Here is a 15607-nt window from a genome sequence, read left to right on the forward strand (position 1 = left end):
GGGTCACTCCCCCTCACGCGAGCGCGCCGCCGGCCACACGGTGGCACCGCGGGCGCGCTGGTCCACGAATCTGCGTGAATGCTAGAGGAGGCGGTCAGCCGATGCGCTCGGCCAGCGCGACGATGATCCCCTCGGGCCCGCGGACGTAGGCCATCCGCCACACCCCTTCGTACTCGCCGATGCCGCCCACCAGCCCGTAGCCCTGGGCGGCGGCCCAGTCGACGGCGCCCGCGAGGTCGTCGACCTCGAACGCGACACTGCGCAGGCCGAGCTCGTTGGCCGGGGCCGCCGGGGAGCCGGGACGCGCGTCCGGGCGCTCGAACCTCGACAGCTCGACGCCGGTGCCCCCGCCGGGGGCGTGCAGCATCACGATCTCCGTCCGGGAGCCGGGGATGCCGATCACCGTGTCGATGAACGCGCCCTCGACGGGGGTGCGGCCCTCCACCTCGAGACCGAGGCCGACGAAGAACGCCGTGGCGGCCTCCAGGTCGGCGACGGTGATACCGACGTGGTCGAAGCGGCGAACCGTGGGCATGCCCCCATCCTCCCCGCCCCGCGCCCGGCGGCGCTACGCACTACTGCGCGGCGCCACAGCGGGTTTCGGCGCGCACCAGGCGGCCCGCCGGCGCCGGCTGCCGCTGACCGCGGGTTTCGACGCGCAAGACCCGCCCTGGAGAGCCTCGCAGCGGCCCGAAACCCGCGGTGAGTGCGTGGCGGGCGGGAGAGCGACCGTGGAGCGCGTCGAAACCCGCGGCGAGCGGACGACTACGCCGACAGGCGCCGGCGATAGGTGGCCATGGCGAGCACGAAGGCGAGCACGAGGATCCCGCCGCACCAGGTCAGCGCCAGCCACAGGTCCGTGCCGACCGGGCGCTCCGCGAGGAGGTCCCGCACAGCGTTGACGATCGAGGTCACCGGCTGGTTCTCGGCGAACCAGCGGACGGGCCCGGGCATGGTCTCCGTAGGCACGAACGCCGAGCTGATGAACGGGAGGAAGATCAGCGGGTAGGAGAACGCGGTGGCCCCGTCGATGGAGGTGGCGGTGAGGCCGGGAATGACCGCGAACCACGTCAGGGCCAGGGTGAACAGCACCAGGATGCCGGCCACGCCCAGCCACGCCAGCACGCCGGCGCCGGAGCGGAAGCCCATCAGCAGCGCCACCAGCACGACCACGGCGATCGAGATCAGGTTCGCGACCAGGGACGTCAGCACGTGCGCCCAGAGCACGGACGAGCGTGCGATCGGCATCGAGTGGAAGCGCTCGAAGATGCCGCTCTGCATGTCCAGGAAGAGGCGGTACGCGGTGTAGGAGATGCCCGAGGCGATCGTGATGATCAGGATGCCGGGCAGCAGGTAGGTCACGTAGTTGTCCGAGCCGGAGTTGATGGCGCCGCCGAGCACGTACACGAACAGCAGCATCATGGCGATCGGCGTGACCGCGGTGGTGATGATCGTGTCCATGCTGCGGGAGACGTGCCGCAGCGAGCGCCCGGTGAGGACGGCGGTGTCGCCCACGAAATGAGTGGCGGTCATGACTTCTCCCTGGGGGTGGCGGTGGACGCCGCGCTGCGTGCGGCGTCCGCGCCCTCGCCCTTCCCGACGAGGGAGAGGAACACGTCTTCGAGGGTGGGCTGCTTCTCCACGTACTCGACGGTCGCGGGCGGGAGGAGCTTCTTGAGTTCGGCGAGCGTCCCGTTCACGAGGATGCGGCCGTCGTGCAGGATCGCGATGCGGTCGGCGAGCTGCTCGGCCTCGTCCAGGTACTGCGTGGTGAGCAGCACGGTCGTCCCCTGCGAGGCGAGCTCGCGGACCGCGGCCCACACCTCGAGCCGGCCCTGCGGGTCGAGTCCCGTGGTCGGCTCGTCAAGGAAGACGACCGGCGGGTTGCCGATCAGGCTCATCGCGATGTCGAGGCGGCGACGCATGCCGCCGGAGTAGGTCGACACCTTGCGCGTGCCTGCCTCGGTCAGCGCGAAACGCGCCAGGAGTGCGTCCGCGATGGCTCCGGGCCCCGGCAGGTGGCGCAACTGGGCCACGAGGACGAGGTTCTCGCGTCCGGTGAGGATCTCGTCGACGGCCGCGAACTGGCCAGTGAGGCTGATCGCCTCGCGCACCTCGCCGGGCCGGGTCGCCACGTCGAACCCGGAGACCTCGGCGGTGCCGCCGTCCGACGTGATCAGGGTGGACAGGATCCTGACCACCGTGGTCTTGCCGGCGCCGTTCGAGCCGAGCAGGGCGAAGATACGGCCGCCCGCCACGTCGAAGTCGACGCCGTCGAGCACCTGCAGGTCCTTGTAGGACTTCTTCAGTCCCTGCACACGGATCGCCGGCGCCTGGAGCTGGGTCGCTGTCATGTCGATGCCTCCGTCCCGGATCAGGCCGACTCGCCGGCCGCCCGCTGGATGGACTCGTTCAGCCGCCGGCGTTCCTTGCTGATCCACGAGCCGTCGGAGTAGTTGGAGACGAACGCCTCGACGAACTCGACCGGGTCGTCGCCGACGATGCCGCGGATCGGGACGCCGTCCGCAGCGCTCTCCTCGAACAGGCCGACCAGGTCGTCGTACATGCGCACGAGGACGTCGCCCGCCGCGATCCCGCCGGCGTACATGAGGTACCGCTCGATCGCTTCCGCGGCCGTGCGGTAGTTCTCCGGGAGCGCCTTGATCCTCGCCTTGGCCTGCCGGTACTGCCGCTTCTCCTCCAGCGAACCGGTGACGAGTTCCATCCACTTTGCAGCCATGTTCACTTGCCTCCTTGGTGTAGGTGTTCGAGCCGCTCCGACAGGAAGCCCCACGTCCTCCAGAACTCCTCGAGTTCGTCCTTGCCGCGCGCGTTCAGCGAGTACACCTTCCGCGGCGGGCCCTTCTCGGACGGGACCTTCTGCACGTCCACCAGGCCCTTCTGCTCGATCCGCACCAGGACGGCGTAGACCGTGCCCTCGGCGATGTCGGCGAAGCCGCGCTCGCGCAGCCCGGCGGTGATCTCGTAGCCGTACGCGGGACGCAGCGCCAGGATCGCGAGGACGATGCCCTCCAGGGTGCCCTTGAGCATCTCCGTGATCTGCCGCCCCACAGTTCCCTCCACTACTCATTGTCACTAGCTACCGGTAGATAGTAACACTGAATAGTCCGGCCGCAAGCCCCCGGTGCGCACGATGGCCCCAGCGACGCCTGACCCACCCGTCCCGAACGAGCACAGACCCGTCACGAGCACCCGATGCGAGGCCTCCCCTCGCGGGCTGGTAGGCTGGGTCTTCGCACCTCGAGTGCCCACTGTCCAGTTCGAGCAGCCACCACGGCATCACGCCACCGGGTTCGTCTCCTACACCGATGGCTGACTTCTCTCGAACAGCCCCGCACCTGCCGATCCGGCAGCCACCCGTCCGCAACAGAAACGACGTCCATCACCGCTGCACCCCGCGTACCCGACGCCCTCCGGCGTCCGGCGCCTCGCGCCCCCGCATGTCGGGCGGACGTCCCCCCACAGCCCCACGTCGGCAGTTCCGGCGTGGTCACCAGGGCCACAATCCGTGGCCCGAGAACACGAAGGAAAGACGACATGGCCACTGGCACTGTCAAATGGTTCAACTCCGACAAGGGCTTTGGCTTCATCGCCCCGTCCGACGGCTCCGCGGATGTCTTCGCGCACTTCAGCGCCATCGCCGGCTCCGGCCGTCGCGACCTCTACGAGGGCCAGCAGGTCGAATTCGACACCGAGCGCGGCCAGAAGGGCCTCCAGGCCACCAACATCCGCGCCCTCTGAGGCGCACCGGGAGCGGGCCGCGCGGTTGACGTCGGCCCGCCCCTCGGACGGGGTCCCCGCCGCGCCCACGCCGGGCCGGTCAGGGGAGCCCCGGCCGACGCACGCTCACAGTCCGACCGACGCCGCCAACAGCCGGACGCGCCGCTCGACGTCGTCACGGATGCGACGCACCCCGTCGAGATCCTCGGCGGCGGGATCGTCGACCTCCCAGTTCTCGTAGCGCTTGCCGGGGAAGACCGGGCAGGCGTCCCCACACCCCATGCTGACGACGACGTCGGCCGCCCGGACGGTCTCATCCGTCCACGGCTTGGGGAACTCCCCGGAGATGTCGATGCCTCGCTCGGCCATGGCGGTGACGGCGAGCGGGTTGACCCGCATTCCCGGCTCCGAACCCCCCGACCACGCCACGGCGCCGTCTCCGGCGAGTGCCTGGAAGAAGCCGAGCGCCATCTGCGAGCGACCCGCGTTGTGCGTGCAGAGAAAGAGGACCACCGGCCTGCCGTCGTCGTGCAGCCCCTCCACGCGGGCGAGCGCGTGCAGGCGTTGGCGGGCGAACCTCTCGGCCAGCAGGGGCAGGAACTTGGTGACGGTGGCACGATCGGCGAACTGGTCGAACGAACTGGCAAGGAAGCGCTCGATGGTCTCGGCACCGTAGACGCCGGCGAAGTCCACCGCCAGCCTCGCCGCCGCCTGCCTCAGTGCCACCCTCTCATCGGGGTGGAGGCTCTCCCAGGTGCGACCCGGCATCGGGTGGAGCGTCATGGCCGTTCTCCTTCCATGCTCGCCGCCAGGCCATCCACCCGACTGGTGAGGTCCTGGTAGGCGGCCTCGAACGCCGCCATGTCACCCGAGCGCGCCGGATCGGGAACCGACCAGTGGAGGTCTGCGGCCACGAACTCCTCGTAGGCGAGATCGCAGACCGCGACCACCAGCTCGGAGCCGTCCAGGACCTCGGCGACGAGCTTGGCCCTGGCCGCGCTGAGGTCGAGACCGTGGCGACGCCCGGCCGCGATCGCGCGCGGGTGAACCTGGGGAGCCGGCCGCGTCCCCCCGCTGACGGCCGGGACGTCGCTGATCGTGCGCCAGTAGTGCTCCGCCAGTTGCGAGCGCGCCGAGTTCTGCGAGCACACGAAGGCCACGCGGCGCGGACGGGCGAGGTGGGGAACCCCCACGAGGTCGTCGCAGGTCCTGGTGCGCCGCACGTAGGTCCGCCGCCCGTCACCCTCCGACCGTCGCCGGGCGACCAGGCCGGCCTCTTCCAGCACGCGCAAGTGGTGCGCAAGCAGGTTGGTGGGCAGGTCGAGCCGTGCGGCGAGGTCACCGGAGGCCAGGTCGTCGTGCGCGAGGAGGTCGACGATCGCGAGCCGCGACGGGTCGCCCAGCGCCGCGTACGCCCGCGCCCGGGCTTCCAGTCCTCTGGTTGACATCTGCGGTCACCTCCATGACGATTGAGTCAATAGTAACTGACTGATCGTTCCCGTCAAGCGCGGGGCGGAAGGAGAACCCACATGCCGAAGCCGACCGTCCTGTTCGTCTGCGTGCACAACGCGGGCCGTTCCCAGATGGCCGCCGGCTACTTGCGCCACCTGGGTGGCGACCGGGTGGACGTGCTGTCCGCCGGATCCGCCCCGGCCGGGTCGATCAATCCGGTCGCGGTCCAGGCGATGGCGGAGGAGGGCATCGACATCGCCGCCGAGCAGCCGAAGATCCTGACCACCGACGCGGTGAAGACCTCCGACGTCGTGATCACGATGGGGTGCGGCGACACCTGCCCGTTCTACCCCGGCAAGCGGTACGAGGACTGGGTGCTGGACGATCCCGCGGGGCAGGGCATCGAGTCCGTCCGGCCGATCAGGGACGAGATCCGCCGGCGGGTGGAGGCACTTCTGGCGGAGTTGCTCCCCGCGGCCTGATCGGGTCTACACTTCAACCGTGCTTGATTCAAGACCGGTTGAAGTGTCTACGAACCTTCTCTCCGCGGTCGCCGACCCGATCCGCTGGCAGCTGATCGCCCAGCTGTCGCAGGAGGAGAGCCGCTGCGTGTGCCGGTTCCGCACCGAGCCGGAGATCCCCGCGAACCTGCTCAGCTACCACCTGAAGGTGCTGCGCGAAGCCGGCCTGGTCGTCGGGACCCGGCGGGGACGCTGGATCGACTACCGCCTCACCGACGACGCGCTCGACCGGCTGCACGCCGCGCTCCCCGTCCCCGGGAGCCGGGCGTGCGGCTGCGCGGTCGATCCCGAGCCGGCACTGGCCGGTACCCGCCCGTGACCACCCAGACCGGCCCCCGCCGGACCGCCACCCGGCGCTGGGCCCTCCTGGGCGCAGCCACGGCCGGCTGGGTCGCGGCCTACGCACTGAACGAGGTGGCCTGGACCTGGCTCTACGGGACGGCGCTCGGGCTCGACATCACCGCCGGCTGGCCGTCGATGCTCCACTTCTTCAGCTACGACACCGTCAAGATCACCCTGCTGCTGGCCGGGATCATCTTCGCGGTCACGGTGCTGCGCTCCTTCATGAGCATCGAGCGCACCCGGGCCCTGCTGGGGGGACGGCGCGAGGGCGTCGGCAACGTGCTGGCCGCGGCGCTGGGGGTGGTCACGCCGTTCTGCTCGTGCAGCGCCGTGCCCGCCTTCATCGGGTTCGTCGCCTCCGGCATTCCGCTCGGGGTGACGATGAGCTTCCTGATCGCCAGCCCGCTGGTCAACGAGGTCGCGATCGCCCTGCTGCTCGGCCTGTTCGGGATCGGCCCCACCCTGCTCTACGTCGGCGCCGGGCTGGTCATCGCCATCGTGGCCGGCATGGTCATCGGCCGGCTGCGCCTGGAGGGCCAGGTGGAAGGGTTCGTCTACGAGACCAGGCTTCGCGGCCAGGTCGTCGACTCCACCGCGGGGCTGACGTGGGACGACCGGCTCGCCATGGGGAGGGAGGAGGTCGCCTCGATCCTGCGGAAGATCTGGCCCTACCTGCTCGTCGGCATCGGCCTCGGCGCGGTCATCCACGGCTGGGCGCCGGCGGACTTCTTCGCCCGCTGGGCCGGACCGGACAACCCGTTCGCCGTGCTCGTCGCAGTGGGGATCGGGGTCCCGCTGTACTCCAACGCCGCCGGCGTCCTGCCGCTGGTGGACGCCCTGTACGCCAAGGGCATGCCGATGGGCACCCTGCTGGCGTTCATGATGGCCACCGTCGCGCTCAGCCTGCCCGAGATGATCCTGCTGCGCCGCGTCCTCAAGCCCCGCCTGATCGCCACCTTCGCCGGTGTCACCGCCCTCGGCATCATCGCCGTCGGCTACCTGTTCAACGCCATCCTCTAGAAAGCGAACGACCATGCACGTCAAGATCCTCGGCTCCGGCTGCGCCAACTGCGTCAACCTCGAGAGGGCCACCCGCCAGGCCGTCGAGGAACTCGGCCTCGAGGCCACCTTCGAGAAGGTCACCGACTACGCCGACATCGCCGCCTACGGCATCATGCGCACCCCTGGGCTCGTCGTCGACGAGCAGGTCCTGCTGTCCGGACGCGTCCCCACCACCAGCCAGGTCAAGGACCTGCTCGCCACACGCTGACCGAGCCCGGCCCTCCCCGGCGGGAGGCGGGAGCCGGTGAGCTCAGACGATCGCGCCGGGACGTCCGTCGTCCGCGACGACCGGGCCGCCGGCGTCCTGCCAGGCACCCAGGCCGCCGCTGACCGCGAACGCCTCGACGCCGCGGCGACGCAGCAGCCCGGTGGCCGAGGCCGCCCGGTTCCCGCTGCGGCACAGCACCACGACCGGACGGCCGTGCCACGGCGTCGCCTCCAGCGCGAGGTGGCCCAGCGGCAGGTGCCGGGCCTGCGGCGCGTGGCCCGCTCGCCACTCGTGGGGCTCGCGGACGTCGAGCACCTGCGCGCCGCCCGAGGCGAGGCGCAGCGCATGGCGGGCGGTGACTTCAGGGGCGGTGTCGCTCACTCGTTCCTCCAGGGTCTTGACGGTTCGCTGTCACTATACCCCCCGGGGTATATAGGATGGCGGGGTGATGTCCTCCGACCCGCTCCCCGGGCCTGCCCCCGGCGCGCGGTCCGCGCCTCCGGGGTCGGCGGCGTCCGACGCGCTCGAGCGACTGGTCGAGGACGCGCTGGCGCAGCTCCAGCAGGCGTCCACCGGCCCGAGCCTGTGCGAGGCCGGCCGGTCCCGCACGCCGGTGCCGTCGGCCAAGTTCGCAGAGGGACGCCTCGCCGCCCTGCGCCAGGTGCGACGGCTCGCCGGCGCCGCCGGCCCGGCGGCGAGTATCGAGCAGGTGCGGGCGGAGTGGTCGGCCGACCTCGCACGACGGCGGGAGAGCGGTGCCGGGCCGGACTGGATCGCGTACCGGGAGGGCGGGCTCGCCGGCCTGGCCGACCTGGCCGGCGCCGGCGGGGGGTCCGACGACGGCACGCGGCCCGCGGCGGCCCTTCGCGGGTGGGAGGATGAGGCATGAGCGCCGTCGGGTCCCCCACCGACCCCGGCGTGCTCCCCGCGACGGCCCGTGGCCAGGCCCTCGTCGAGCGCATCCGCAGCGGGGTCATCGGGGACGACCAGGTGATGCCCGGCCCCTACGGGCCCCGGCGCGTCACCTACGCCGACTACACGGCGTCGGGACGGAGCCTGGACTTCATCGAGGACTTCATCCGCACCGAGGTCCTCCCCCGGTACGCGAACACCCACACCGAGGCCAGCGGCACCGGGCTGCAGACCACGCGGCTCCGCGAGGACGCCCGCCGGATCATCCGCGACGCCGTGGGCGGGGACGAGCACACCGCGGTGATCTTCACCGGGGCCGGCTCGACGGCCGCCATCAACAAGCTCATCGGCATCCTCGGGCTGCGGCTGCCGTCCGCCCTGGACGACCGGTTCGGGCTGTCGGGTGCGATCCCCGCCGGGCAGCGCCCGGTCGTGTTCATCGGCCCCTACGAGCACCACTCCAACGAGCTCCCGTGGCGGGAGTCCGTGGCCGACGTGGTGACCATCCACGAGGACGCCGACGGCCAGATCGACCGTCGCCACCTCCGCGCGGGACTCGAGCGCCACGCCGACCGCCCGCTGAAGATCGGTTCGTTCTCCGCGGCCTCCAACGTCACCGGCATCACCTCCGACGTGCGCGGCATCGCCGAGCTGCTGCACGCGCACGGCGCGCTGAGCTTCTGGGACTTCGCCGCCTGCGCGCCCTACGTCCACATCGACGTGTCCGCCCCCGACGACCGTCCCGAGGCCTACCTGGACGCGGTGTTCATCTCCCCGCACAAGTTCATCGGCGGCCCCGGCACCCCCGGGGTGCTGGTGGCCCGCTCCGACCTGCTGGCCAACCGCGTGCCCGACTCACCCGGCGGCGGCACCGTCGCCTACGTCAACGCGACCGAGCACCGCTACCTCGCCGACCCGGTGCACCGCGAGGAGGGCGGCACCCCCGCGATCATCGAGTCGATCCGCGCCGGACTGGTCTTCCAGCTGAAGGACGCCGTGGGCGTCGACGTGATCGAGGAGCGCGAGCGGGCGCTCATGGACCGCGCCATGCGGGTGCTGCGGAACGAGCCGACGGTGGAGGTCCTCGGGAACCCGGCCGCGCCTCGGCTGTCGATCGCGTCGTTCGTCATCCGGACCCCGGCCGGGCGCTACCTGCACCACAACTTCGTGGTGGCCCTGCTCAACGACCTCTTCGGCATCCAGGCCCGTGGCGGCTGCTCCTGCGCCGGCCCGTACGGCCACCGGCTGCTCGGCATCGACCTCGCCCGGTCGCACCGCTACGACGCGGAGATCGCCACCGGCTGCGAGGGCATCAAGCCCGGCTGGGTGCGCGTGAACTTCAACTACTTCCTCGACGACGAGGTCGCCGACTACGTCGTCGAGGCGATCCGGCTGGTGGCCAGGGACGGGTGGCGCCTGCTGGGCGACTACCGGTTCGAGCCCGCCACCGGCATGTGGCGCCACAAGCGGGGACGCGGCGAGCCGCCGCTCCGGCTCACCGACGTGGGCTACGCCGGCGACGGGACGATGGTGTACCCCCACCACACCGACACCGCGCCGGTGTCGGCCCTGGCCGGCTACCTCGACGAGGCACGCCGGCTGTTCGCGGCGGCCGGAGACCCCACTCCCGACACCGCGCACGTCTCGCAGGAGTTCGACGAGCTGCTGTGGTTCGAGCTACCGCCGGCGTGCCTTGCCTGACCGTCCCGCTTCACACAAGCTTCACGCGCACCCCCCACGCCGCTTCATCGGGCGCTCTTACGGTCGTGCCATCACGGTGGACGACGCTGACAAGGAGTACCCATGACCCTCACCGGGATTCGACGCACCGCGGTGGCGGCCTCTGCGGCAGCACTGGCCCTGCTCGGCTGGACCGGTGTCGCTCAGGCCGCACCCACCCCCGTCCCCCCTCCCCCGGTGACGGCGACGGCGGGCGCCGACGCCGCGCTGGCCGAGAGCCTCACCTCCCTGCGCGAGGAGGAGAAGCTCGCCCGCGACGTGTACACCGCCCTCGCGGCCGCCCACGACCAGGCCGCGCCGTTCGTGAACATCGCGCGGAGCGAACAGCGCCACTACGACGCCGTCGGGCTGCTGCTGTCGCGCTACGGCATCGCCGACCCTGCCGCCGGCCGCGCCGCCGGCGCCTACGCCGACCCCGACTTCCAGGCGCTCCACGCCTCCCTGGTGGCCACCGGCACGGCGTCGCTCGCCGGCGCGTACGAGGTGGGCATCACCATCGAGACCACCGACATCGCCGACCTGGAGGCCACGCTCGCCGGGAACCCGCCGGCGGACGTCACGGCGGCGCTGGCCACCCTGCTGAACGGCTCCCGCAACCACCTCGCCGCCTTCACCGCTGCGAAGGACGGGCGCGCGCTCGGCGCCCGGGACGGGCAGGGAATGCGGAACGGCCGCGCAGCCGGGTCCGCCACCGCACCCGGGGGTGGCGCAGGCACGGCGTCGGCTCCCGGCCGCGCGGGTGGCCAGCGTCGGGCCGCGGCCGGTCGTCCCTCGACCTGCCCGATCCCCTGACCCCCTTCACTGCGCGAGGGACCCTAAGCTGACCGCCAGGAGGAAGCCGATGCCGCGTCGCGTCCTCGTCGTCGACGACGAGCCACAGATCCGCACGGTGCTGCGCGCCTACCTCGAGGCGGACGGCTTCGACGTGGCCGAGGCCGGCACCGGGGCGGACGCGCTCGCGGCGCTGGCCCGCTCCGGGGGCGACCTCGACCTGGTCCTGCTCGACGTCGGCCTGCCCGACCTGTCGGGGCTGGACGTGCTGGCGAAGCTGCGGGCGACGTCCTCGATCTACGTGATCCTGGTCACCGCACGGTCGGAGGAGGTCGACAAGCTGGTCGGCCTCAGCGTCGGCGCCGACGACTACATCACCAAGCCGTTCAGCCCGCGCGAGGTGGTGGCGCGGGTGAAGACCGTCCTGCGCCGCCGCCGCGACGAGGACGGGGCCCCCGCTGTCGAGCCCGACCCCGTGCTGCGGTTCGACGGGCTGACGATCGATCCGCAGCGCCGCGAGGTGGTGACGGCGAACGGTCCGGTCGAGCTGTCCGCCCTCGACTTCGACCTGCTCCTGGCCCTCGCCACCTCCCCCGGGCGGGTGTTCTCCCGTCCCCAGCTCCTGGAGAAGGTCTGGGGCTACGACTTCTACGGCGACGAGCGGATCGTCGACGTGCACGTCCGCAGCATCCGCAGCGCCCTCGGTGACGACGCCAACGCCCCGCGCGTGGTGGGGACCGCCCGCGGCGTCGGCTACAAGTTCCTCCTCCGGCAGGAGCCGTCGAGGTGAACCGGCTGAGCGTCCGCCTGGTGCTCTCGCACCTCTTCGTCGCCCTGGCCGGCGCGGTGACCACCTACCTCGTCGTCCGTGCGCTGGCTCCCGCCCTGTTCGACGCCAGCCTGCGCGGCAACCCCAACGCCGGCCCGGGCCGCATGGGCGGCGGGGGTGGCCCCGGCGCGAACCAGGCGCTGCGGGAGCAGTTCGCGATCGCCGTCGACCAGGCGCTGCTGATCGGAGCACTGGTGGGCGTGGTCGCCGCCGCCGTGCTGGGTGCCGTCCTGGCCGCCCGGGTGATCCGTCCTCTCCGCACGATGCGGGGCGCCACGCGGCAGATGGCCCGCGGACGCTACGACGTGCCGATCGAGGTGCCGAGGGAGACCGAGCTGGCCGAGCTGGCCTCCGACGTCAACACGCTCGGCAACGCCCTGTCCGAGACCGAGTCCCGGCGGGTGCGGCTGCTCGGCGAGGTGGCACACGAACTGCGGACGCCGCTCACGGTGATCGACGGCTACGTCGAGGGCATGATCGACGGCGTCCTGCCCACGACGCCCGACGGGCTGATGCACGTCAGCGAGGAGGTCCGGCGCCTGCGGCGCCTCGGCGACGACCTTTCCGCGCTGTCGAAGGCCGAGGAGGGGCGGATCCCGATGGCTCCGGTCGCGCTCGACCTGCGTGACGTCGTGGCGGCCGCGGGCGAGCGGCTGCGTCCCCAGGCCGTGGACGCCGGCATCGCCCTCGGCATCGACCCCGGCCCGGAACCGTTGCGGGTCGAGGTCGACCCCGACCGCATCGCCCAGGTCGTGACGAACCTCGTCGGCAACGCCCTGCGGGCCACCGACGCCGGCGGACGCGTCACGATCACCTGCGCGCGCGCCGGCACGGACGCGGTGGCCGCCGTCGCCGACACCGGGGTGGGCCTCGACCCGGGCGACCTGGAGCGCGTGTTCGAGCGGTTCTACCGTGCGCCCGGACGGCGGCCCGGCGCCGGCGACACCGGCTCTGGCATCGGGCTCACCATCGCGCGCGGCATCGTCGAGGCGCACGGTGGCGCGATCACGGCCACGTCCCCCGGCCGGGGCCTGGGAGCAACGTTCACCGTCCGGCTGCCGCTGCGCACGGGCGCCTGAGCACGCGCCGGCACGACTCGCGCGATCCTCACGCCGGCTTCACCGGAGCTTCACAGACGCACGGAACGCTCTGGGGTGACCCCGGACCCATGGAGGACACCGTGCCCCGCAACGACGCCGCCGCCGGCACCAGCCGGCTCACCCGCTTCCAGCAACGCACCCGCCAGATCCTGCGCGTGAAGCGTGCCCGCCACCTGGTCCAGCTCGCCGTGGCGGCCCTGATCGTGGTGGCCGCGGTCCGCCACCAGCTGGAGGAGGAGCCGGCGGGGGCCGCCTCCGTCGACGCCCTGTGCCCCTTCGGCGCGGTCGAGACGCTGCTCACCTGGGTGACGACGGGCTCGCTGGTGAGCCGCACGCACCCGTCGAACCTGGTGCTGGGCGCCGCACTGCTGGCCGCGACCGTGCTCGCCGGCAACGCGTTCTGCGGCTGGATCTGCCCGTTCGGCGCGGTGCAGGACGCACTGTCCTGGCTGCGCCGGCGGCTCCACCTGCCAAGCCTCACCATCCCGGAACGGGCCGACCGGATCCTCCGGTACGGCCGCTTCGTCGTGCTCGCCGTGGTGGTCGTCCTCAGCTACACCACCGCCCGCCTGTGGTTCGCCGACTACGACCCGTACCTGGCCCTGTTCGGGCTGAACTGGCTGTTCGGATCCGACAGCCCGCTGCTGTGGGCCGGGCTGGCGGTCCTGGCCGTCGTGCTGGCCGGCGCCCTGGTGGTGGACAGGTTCTGGTGCCGCTACCTCTGCCCGCTGGGAGGCGTCCTGAGCGTGCTGGGGCGGCTCAGCCTGCTGCGGATCAGGCGCTCGCCGTCCGCCTGCACCGACTGCACGCTGTGCGACCGTGCCTGCCCGGTCGGTCTCCGGCCCAGCGCCGCCGCACCGCTGGTGCACCCCGACTGCGTCGGCTGCATGGACTGCGTGACCACCTGTCCGGTGCGTGGCGCCCTCCAGGTGGAGGCGCCGGTGCTGCTGGGCGTTCCCGTGCTGTCGGCGACGGGCGCTGCGGCCCCACCGGCGCGCCGAGCGCCCCGGACGGCCGGAGGGGAGGAGTCATGAGGGCGACGGTCTGGGTGGCGCCGGTGGCGTCGGTCGTCATCCTCTTCGGATCGGTCGGGATCGCGCAGGCGACCGGCGGCTGGACGACCAGCGGCCGCACGGTCGTGCAGGCCGACCTCACCGCCGAAGACGTGAAGGGGTGGATGACCATCCAGCAGGCGGCGGACGGCCTCGGCGTGCCCGTCGCGGCGATCATCGACCTCATCGACCCGCCGGAGGGCGTGGTGCTCGAGCCGGGCACGGCCCTGCGTGACGTGGAGGCGGTGGTCGACGGCTTCAGCCTTGCCACCCTCCGGGAGAAGCTGCGGACGCTCGCGCGCTGACGTCCCCTGGCCGTGGCTGGCCTCAGGCGGACGCGTCCGGCAGGCGGCACGCCTGCGTGAACCCGGCCGGCGGGATGCCGAGCGCCTGGATGACCCGCGCCCAGTAGTTGACCTGGGCAGCGGTCGTGGCCAGGATCACCAGCTCCCGCTCGCTGAACGCCGCGCGCAGCTCGGCCTGGAGCGCCTCCGGGAAGCGCAGCGGCGTCGAGGAGACGAGCCGGGCGTATTCGATGGCCAGCCGTTCGCGGTGGTCGAAGGAACCCACCGCGCCGACGTCACCCCCGGTGATCGCGGCCAGCTCGGCGTCGGTGAGGCCCGCGCGGTCGTGGGCGAAGCTGTTCATGTCGACGCAGAAGGCACAGTTCGCCGTGACAGAGGCGGTGACGCGCACGAGCTTCAGCAACCGTGCGGACGGCTCGTCGTGCGCGACGAGCGCCTCGAGGACGCCGGAACCGATCGCGGCCCTGGGGTACCACGCGAGCAGCCGGGCCGGCAGCATCCGCGGTCCGGTGATCCGCTCGGCGAGCGCCACGCCCAGCCTCAGGACGGGGTTGGGCCGGCGCGGCTCGGCGACCAGTGGCATCACACCTCCTCGGTGGCGACGGGCTCCTCCGTGGCGACGGGCTCCCCCACGGCCGGGGCGAGCGCGGCGGCCGCCTCCCGCTTCGCCCGCCGGTCCGACCACACCCACAGCGCAACGCCGCCGAGGATCATCGGCACGCACAGCCACTGGCCCATGCTGAGGCCCAGCGGCAGCAGGCCCAGGAAGCTGTCCGGCTCGCGGGAGAACTCCACCACGAAGCGGAGGACGCCGTAACCGAACACGAACAGGGCGCTCGACTTGCCGCGATCCGGGCCGCGCCGGGCGTACAGCCATCCGACCACGAACAGCAGCACCCCCTCCAGAGCGAACTCGTAGAGCTGCGAGGGGTGCCGCGGCACCGCGTCCACCTGCGGGAACACCATCGCCCAGGGCAGGGACGGGTCGGCGGGCCGCCCCCACAGCTCGCCGTTGATGAAGTTCCCGATCCGCCCGAACGCCAGCCCGACCGGGACCACCGCCACCAGCAGGTCGCTGACCTGGAGGAACGGGCGGCCCTGCCGGCGCGCGAACAGCCACACGCCGACGGCGACGCCGAGCGCGCCGCCGTGGAAGCTCATGCCCCCGTCCCAGACCTTGAGGATCTCCAGCGGCTGGGTCAGGTAGAACGCCGGCTGGTAGAACAGGCAGTAGCCGAGCCGTCCGCCCAGGATGACGCCGGCGATGACGTAGGTCATCAGGTCGGCCACCACCGTCGATGTCCACGGCGCGGGCTCGGTGATGCCGGCGTAGGGAGGGTGCTTCAGGCGTCGGAGCAGCAGCAGGTAGCCGACGACGAACCCCAGCAGGTACATCAGCCCGTACCAGTGCACGGCGAGCGGGCCCAGGCGGAAGGCCACCGGGTCGAAGGAGGGGAACGTCAGGACGAGGGCGAGCACGCGGCCATTATGCGCCCGCCGCACGAGGGCCGGACGGACGACGGGGGCCCGGCCGTCCGGCCGGACCCCCGCCACGGCCACCGGTTGGCGAAC

At 72.3% G+C, this 15607-nt stretch carries 22 protein-coding genes; 12 read left to right on the top strand and 10 right to left on the bottom strand.

The window, feature by feature from the left end:
• Window positions 1-94: 94 nt before the first annotated feature.
• From ACFQQJ_RS16020 to ACFQQJ_RS16040, 5 genes are all read right to left on the bottom strand, one after another.
• Window positions 95-535, bottom strand: coding sequence for a VOC family protein (locus ACFQQJ_RS16020; RefSeq protein WP_377108063.1), 441 nt, complete (start codon window positions 533-535; stop codon window positions 95-97).
• Window positions 536-765: 230 nt separating this feature from the next.
• Window positions 766-1533: an ABC transporter permease gene (locus tag ACFQQJ_RS16025; protein WP_377108064.1), complete on the bottom strand. Its 768-nt coding sequence runs from the start codon at window positions 1531-1533 to the stop codon at window positions 766-768.
• A complete protein-coding gene (locus ACFQQJ_RS16030; RefSeq protein ID WP_377108065.1) occupies window positions 1530-2354 on the bottom strand; it encodes an ABC transporter ATP-binding protein in 825 nt (274 codons plus the stop codon). Before ACFQQJ_RS16030 ends, ACFQQJ_RS16025 begins: the two co-directional genes overlap by 4 nt.
• A gap of 20 nt (window positions 2355-2374) precedes the next feature.
• Complete coding sequence (locus tag ACFQQJ_RS16035) at window positions 2375-2740, bottom strand: DUF1048 domain-containing protein (protein WP_377108066.1); 366 nt, start codon at window positions 2738-2740, stop codon at window positions 2375-2377.
• Between the two features lie 2 nt (window positions 2741-2742).
• Window positions 2743-3072 carry a PadR family transcriptional regulator gene (locus ACFQQJ_RS16040; RefSeq protein WP_377108362.1) on the bottom strand — a complete coding sequence of 110 codons (330 nt, stop codon included), beginning with the start codon at window positions 3070-3072 and terminating at the stop codon, window positions 2743-2745.
• Between the two features lie 486 nt (window positions 3073-3558).
• Between ACFQQJ_RS16040 and ACFQQJ_RS16045 the strand changes: the two genes are divergently transcribed.
• On the top strand, window positions 3559-3762 hold the full coding sequence (locus ACFQQJ_RS16045; RefSeq protein WP_377108068.1) for a cold-shock protein: 204 nt from the start codon (window positions 3559-3561) through the stop codon (window positions 3760-3762).
• Window positions 3763-3867: 105 nt separating this feature from the next.
• On the opposite strand, the gene ACFQQJ_RS16050 is transcribed toward ACFQQJ_RS16045, so the two are convergent.
• The gene (locus tag ACFQQJ_RS16050) at window positions 3868-4524 is read right to left on the bottom strand and encodes an arsenate reductase ArsC (protein WP_377108070.1); all 657 of its coding nucleotides are present in this window, start codon (window positions 4522-4524) and stop codon (window positions 3868-3870) included.
• Window positions 4521-5189 (bottom strand): metalloregulator ArsR/SmtB family transcription factor, encoded by a 669-nt coding sequence (locus tag ACFQQJ_RS16055; protein ID WP_377108071.1) that lies wholly within the window; start codon window positions 5187-5189, stop codon window positions 4521-4523. The genes ACFQQJ_RS16050 and ACFQQJ_RS16055 overlap by 4 nt, the downstream gene beginning before the upstream one ends.
• A gap of 81 nt (window positions 5190-5270) precedes the next feature.
• Between ACFQQJ_RS16055 and ACFQQJ_RS16060 the strand changes: the two genes are divergently transcribed.
• Genes ACFQQJ_RS16060 through ACFQQJ_RS16075 form a run of 4 tightly spaced genes read left to right on the top strand, consistent with a single transcriptional unit; the run spans window position 5271 to window position 7326 of the window.
• The gene (locus tag ACFQQJ_RS16060) at window positions 5271-5675 is read left to right on the top strand and encodes an arsenate reductase ArsC (protein WP_377108073.1); all 405 of its coding nucleotides are present in this window, start codon (window positions 5271-5273) and stop codon (window positions 5673-5675) included.
• A 43-nt stretch (window positions 5676-5718) separates the two neighbouring features.
• Window positions 5719-6033, top strand: a complete 315-nt coding sequence (locus tag ACFQQJ_RS16065; protein ID WP_377108075.1) for an ArsR/SmtB family transcription factor — start codon at window positions 5719-5721, stop codon at window positions 6031-6033.
• A complete protein-coding gene (locus ACFQQJ_RS16070; RefSeq protein ID WP_377108077.1) occupies window positions 6030-7076 on the top strand; it encodes a permease in 1047 nt (348 codons plus the stop codon). The genes ACFQQJ_RS16065 and ACFQQJ_RS16070 overlap by 4 nt, the downstream gene beginning before the upstream one ends.
• 13 nt (window positions 7077-7089) lie before the next feature.
• Window positions 7090-7326 carry a thioredoxin family protein gene (locus tag ACFQQJ_RS16075; protein WP_377108079.1) on the top strand — a complete coding sequence of 79 codons (237 nt, stop codon included), beginning with the start codon at window positions 7090-7092 and terminating at the stop codon, window positions 7324-7326.
• Window positions 7327-7368: 42 nt separating this feature from the next.
• Here ACFQQJ_RS16075 and ACFQQJ_RS16080 read toward each other — a convergent pair whose 3' ends face one another.
• Window positions 7369-7707 carry a rhodanese-like domain-containing protein gene (locus ACFQQJ_RS16080; RefSeq protein WP_377108081.1) on the bottom strand — a complete coding sequence of 113 codons (339 nt, stop codon included), beginning with the start codon at window positions 7705-7707 and terminating at the stop codon, window positions 7369-7371.
• 67 nt (window positions 7708-7774) lie between these two features.
• Here ACFQQJ_RS16080 and ACFQQJ_RS16085 point away from each other — a divergent pair, with 67 nt between their 5' ends.
• From ACFQQJ_RS16085 to ACFQQJ_RS16115, 7 genes are all read left to right on the top strand, one after another.
• Entirely contained in the window at window positions 7775-8215 is a 441-nt protein-coding gene (locus ACFQQJ_RS16085; RefSeq protein WP_377108083.1) for a hypothetical protein, read from the top strand.
• Complete coding sequence (locus ACFQQJ_RS16090) at window positions 8212-9939, top strand: aminotransferase class V-fold PLP-dependent enzyme (protein ID WP_377108085.1); 1728 nt, start codon at window positions 8212-8214, stop codon at window positions 9937-9939. The genes ACFQQJ_RS16085 and ACFQQJ_RS16090 overlap by 4 nt, the downstream gene beginning before the upstream one ends.
• A 102-nt stretch (window positions 9940-10041) precedes the next feature.
• Window positions 10042-10770, top strand: coding sequence for a DUF2202 domain-containing protein (locus tag ACFQQJ_RS16095; protein ID WP_377108087.1), 729 nt, complete (start codon window positions 10042-10044; stop codon window positions 10768-10770).
• Window positions 10771-10819: 49 nt separating this feature from the next.
• Window positions 10820-11539, top strand: a complete 720-nt coding sequence (locus ACFQQJ_RS16100; RefSeq protein ID WP_377108089.1) for a response regulator — start codon at window positions 10820-10822, stop codon at window positions 11537-11539.
• Entirely contained in the window at window positions 11536-12657 is a 1122-nt protein-coding gene (locus ACFQQJ_RS16105; protein WP_377108091.1) for a sensor histidine kinase, read from the top strand. Before ACFQQJ_RS16100 ends, ACFQQJ_RS16105 begins: the two co-directional genes overlap by 4 nt.
• Before the next feature lie 101 nt (window positions 12658-12758).
• The gene (locus ACFQQJ_RS16110) at window positions 12759-13712 is read left to right on the top strand and encodes a 4Fe-4S binding protein (RefSeq protein ID WP_377108093.1); all 954 of its coding nucleotides are present in this window, start codon (window positions 12759-12761) and stop codon (window positions 13710-13712) included.
• Entirely contained in the window at window positions 13709-14035 is a 327-nt protein-coding gene (locus tag ACFQQJ_RS16115) for a hypothetical protein (RefSeq protein ID WP_377108095.1), read from the top strand. The genes ACFQQJ_RS16110 and ACFQQJ_RS16115 overlap by 4 nt, the downstream gene beginning before the upstream one ends.
• Window positions 14036-14057: 22 nt before the next feature.
• Here ACFQQJ_RS16115 and ACFQQJ_RS16120 read toward each other — a convergent pair whose 3' ends face one another.
• Together ACFQQJ_RS16120 and lgt are read right to left on the bottom strand one after the other, a co-directional pair.
• Window positions 14058-14618: a carboxymuconolactone decarboxylase family protein gene (locus ACFQQJ_RS16120; RefSeq protein ID WP_377108097.1), complete on the bottom strand. Its 561-nt coding sequence runs from the start codon at window positions 14616-14618 to the stop codon at window positions 14058-14060.
• Window positions 14618-15514, bottom strand: a complete 897-nt coding sequence (lgt, locus tag ACFQQJ_RS16125) for a prolipoprotein diacylglyceryl transferase (RefSeq protein WP_377108099.1) — start codon at window positions 15512-15514, stop codon at window positions 14618-14620. Before lgt ends, ACFQQJ_RS16120 begins: the two co-directional genes overlap by 1 nt.
• Window positions 15515-15607 lie beyond the last annotated feature (93 nt).

It is taken from the genome of Propionicimonas sp. T2.31MG-18, from assembly GCF_964266745.1.
Classification (GTDB): Bacteria; Actinomycetota; Actinomycetes; order Propionibacteriales; family Propionibacteriaceae; genus Propionicimonas.

Bases quoted from the DNA above. Each gene is read 5' to 3' on its own strand.
- ACFQQJ_RS16115 (WP_377108095.1), top strand. From the start codon at position 13,709: ATGAGGGCGACGGTCTGGGTGGCGCCGGTGGCGTCGGTCGTCATCCTC.
- ACFQQJ_RS16075 (WP_377108079.1), top strand. From the start codon at position 7,090: ATGCACGTCAAGATCCTCGGCTCCGGCTGCGCCAACTGCGTCAACCTC.
- ACFQQJ_RS16050 (WP_377108070.1), bottom strand. From the start codon at position 4,524: ATGACGCTCCACCCGATGCCGGGTCGCACCTGGGAGAGCCTCCACCCC.
- ACFQQJ_RS16090 (WP_377108085.1), top strand. From the start codon at position 8,212: ATGAGCGCCGTCGGGTCCCCCACCGACCCCGGCGTGCTCCCCGCGACG.
- ACFQQJ_RS16085 (WP_377108083.1), top strand. From the start codon at position 7,775: ATGTCCTCCGACCCGCTCCCCGGGCCTGCCCCCGGCGCGCGGTCCGCG.
- ACFQQJ_RS16120 (WP_377108097.1), bottom strand. From the start codon at position 14,618: ATGCCACTGGTCGCCGAGCCGCGCCGGCCCAACCCCGTCCTGAGGCTG.
- ACFQQJ_RS16095 (WP_377108087.1), top strand. From the start codon at position 10,042: ATGACCCTCACCGGGATTCGACGCACCGCGGTGGCGGCCTCTGCGGCA.
- ACFQQJ_RS16055 (WP_377108071.1), bottom strand. From the start codon at position 5,189: ATGTCAACCAGAGGACTGGAAGCCCGGGCGCGGGCGTACGCGGCGCTG.
- ACFQQJ_RS16025 (WP_377108064.1), bottom strand. From the start codon at position 1,533: ATGACCGCCACTCATTTCGTGGGCGACACCGCCGTCCTCACCGGGCGC.
- ACFQQJ_RS16035 (WP_377108066.1), bottom strand. From the start codon at position 2,740: ATGGCTGCAAAGTGGATGGAACTCGTCACCGGTTCGCTGGAGGAGAAG.
- ACFQQJ_RS16020 (WP_377108063.1), bottom strand. From the start codon at position 535: ATGCCCACGGTTCGCCGCTTCGACCACGTCGGTATCACCGTCGCCGAC.
- ACFQQJ_RS16030 (WP_377108065.1), bottom strand. From the start codon at position 2,354: ATGACAGCGACCCAGCTCCAGGCGCCGGCGATCCGTGTGCAGGGACTG.
- ACFQQJ_RS16045 (WP_377108068.1), top strand. From the start codon at position 3,559: ATGGCCACTGGCACTGTCAAATGGTTCAACTCCGACAAGGGCTTTGGC.
- ACFQQJ_RS16060 (WP_377108073.1), top strand. From the start codon at position 5,271: ATGCCGAAGCCGACCGTCCTGTTCGTCTGCGTGCACAACGCGGGCCGT.
- ACFQQJ_RS16100 (WP_377108089.1), top strand. From the start codon at position 10,820: ATGCCGCGTCGCGTCCTCGTCGTCGACGACGAGCCACAGATCCGCACG.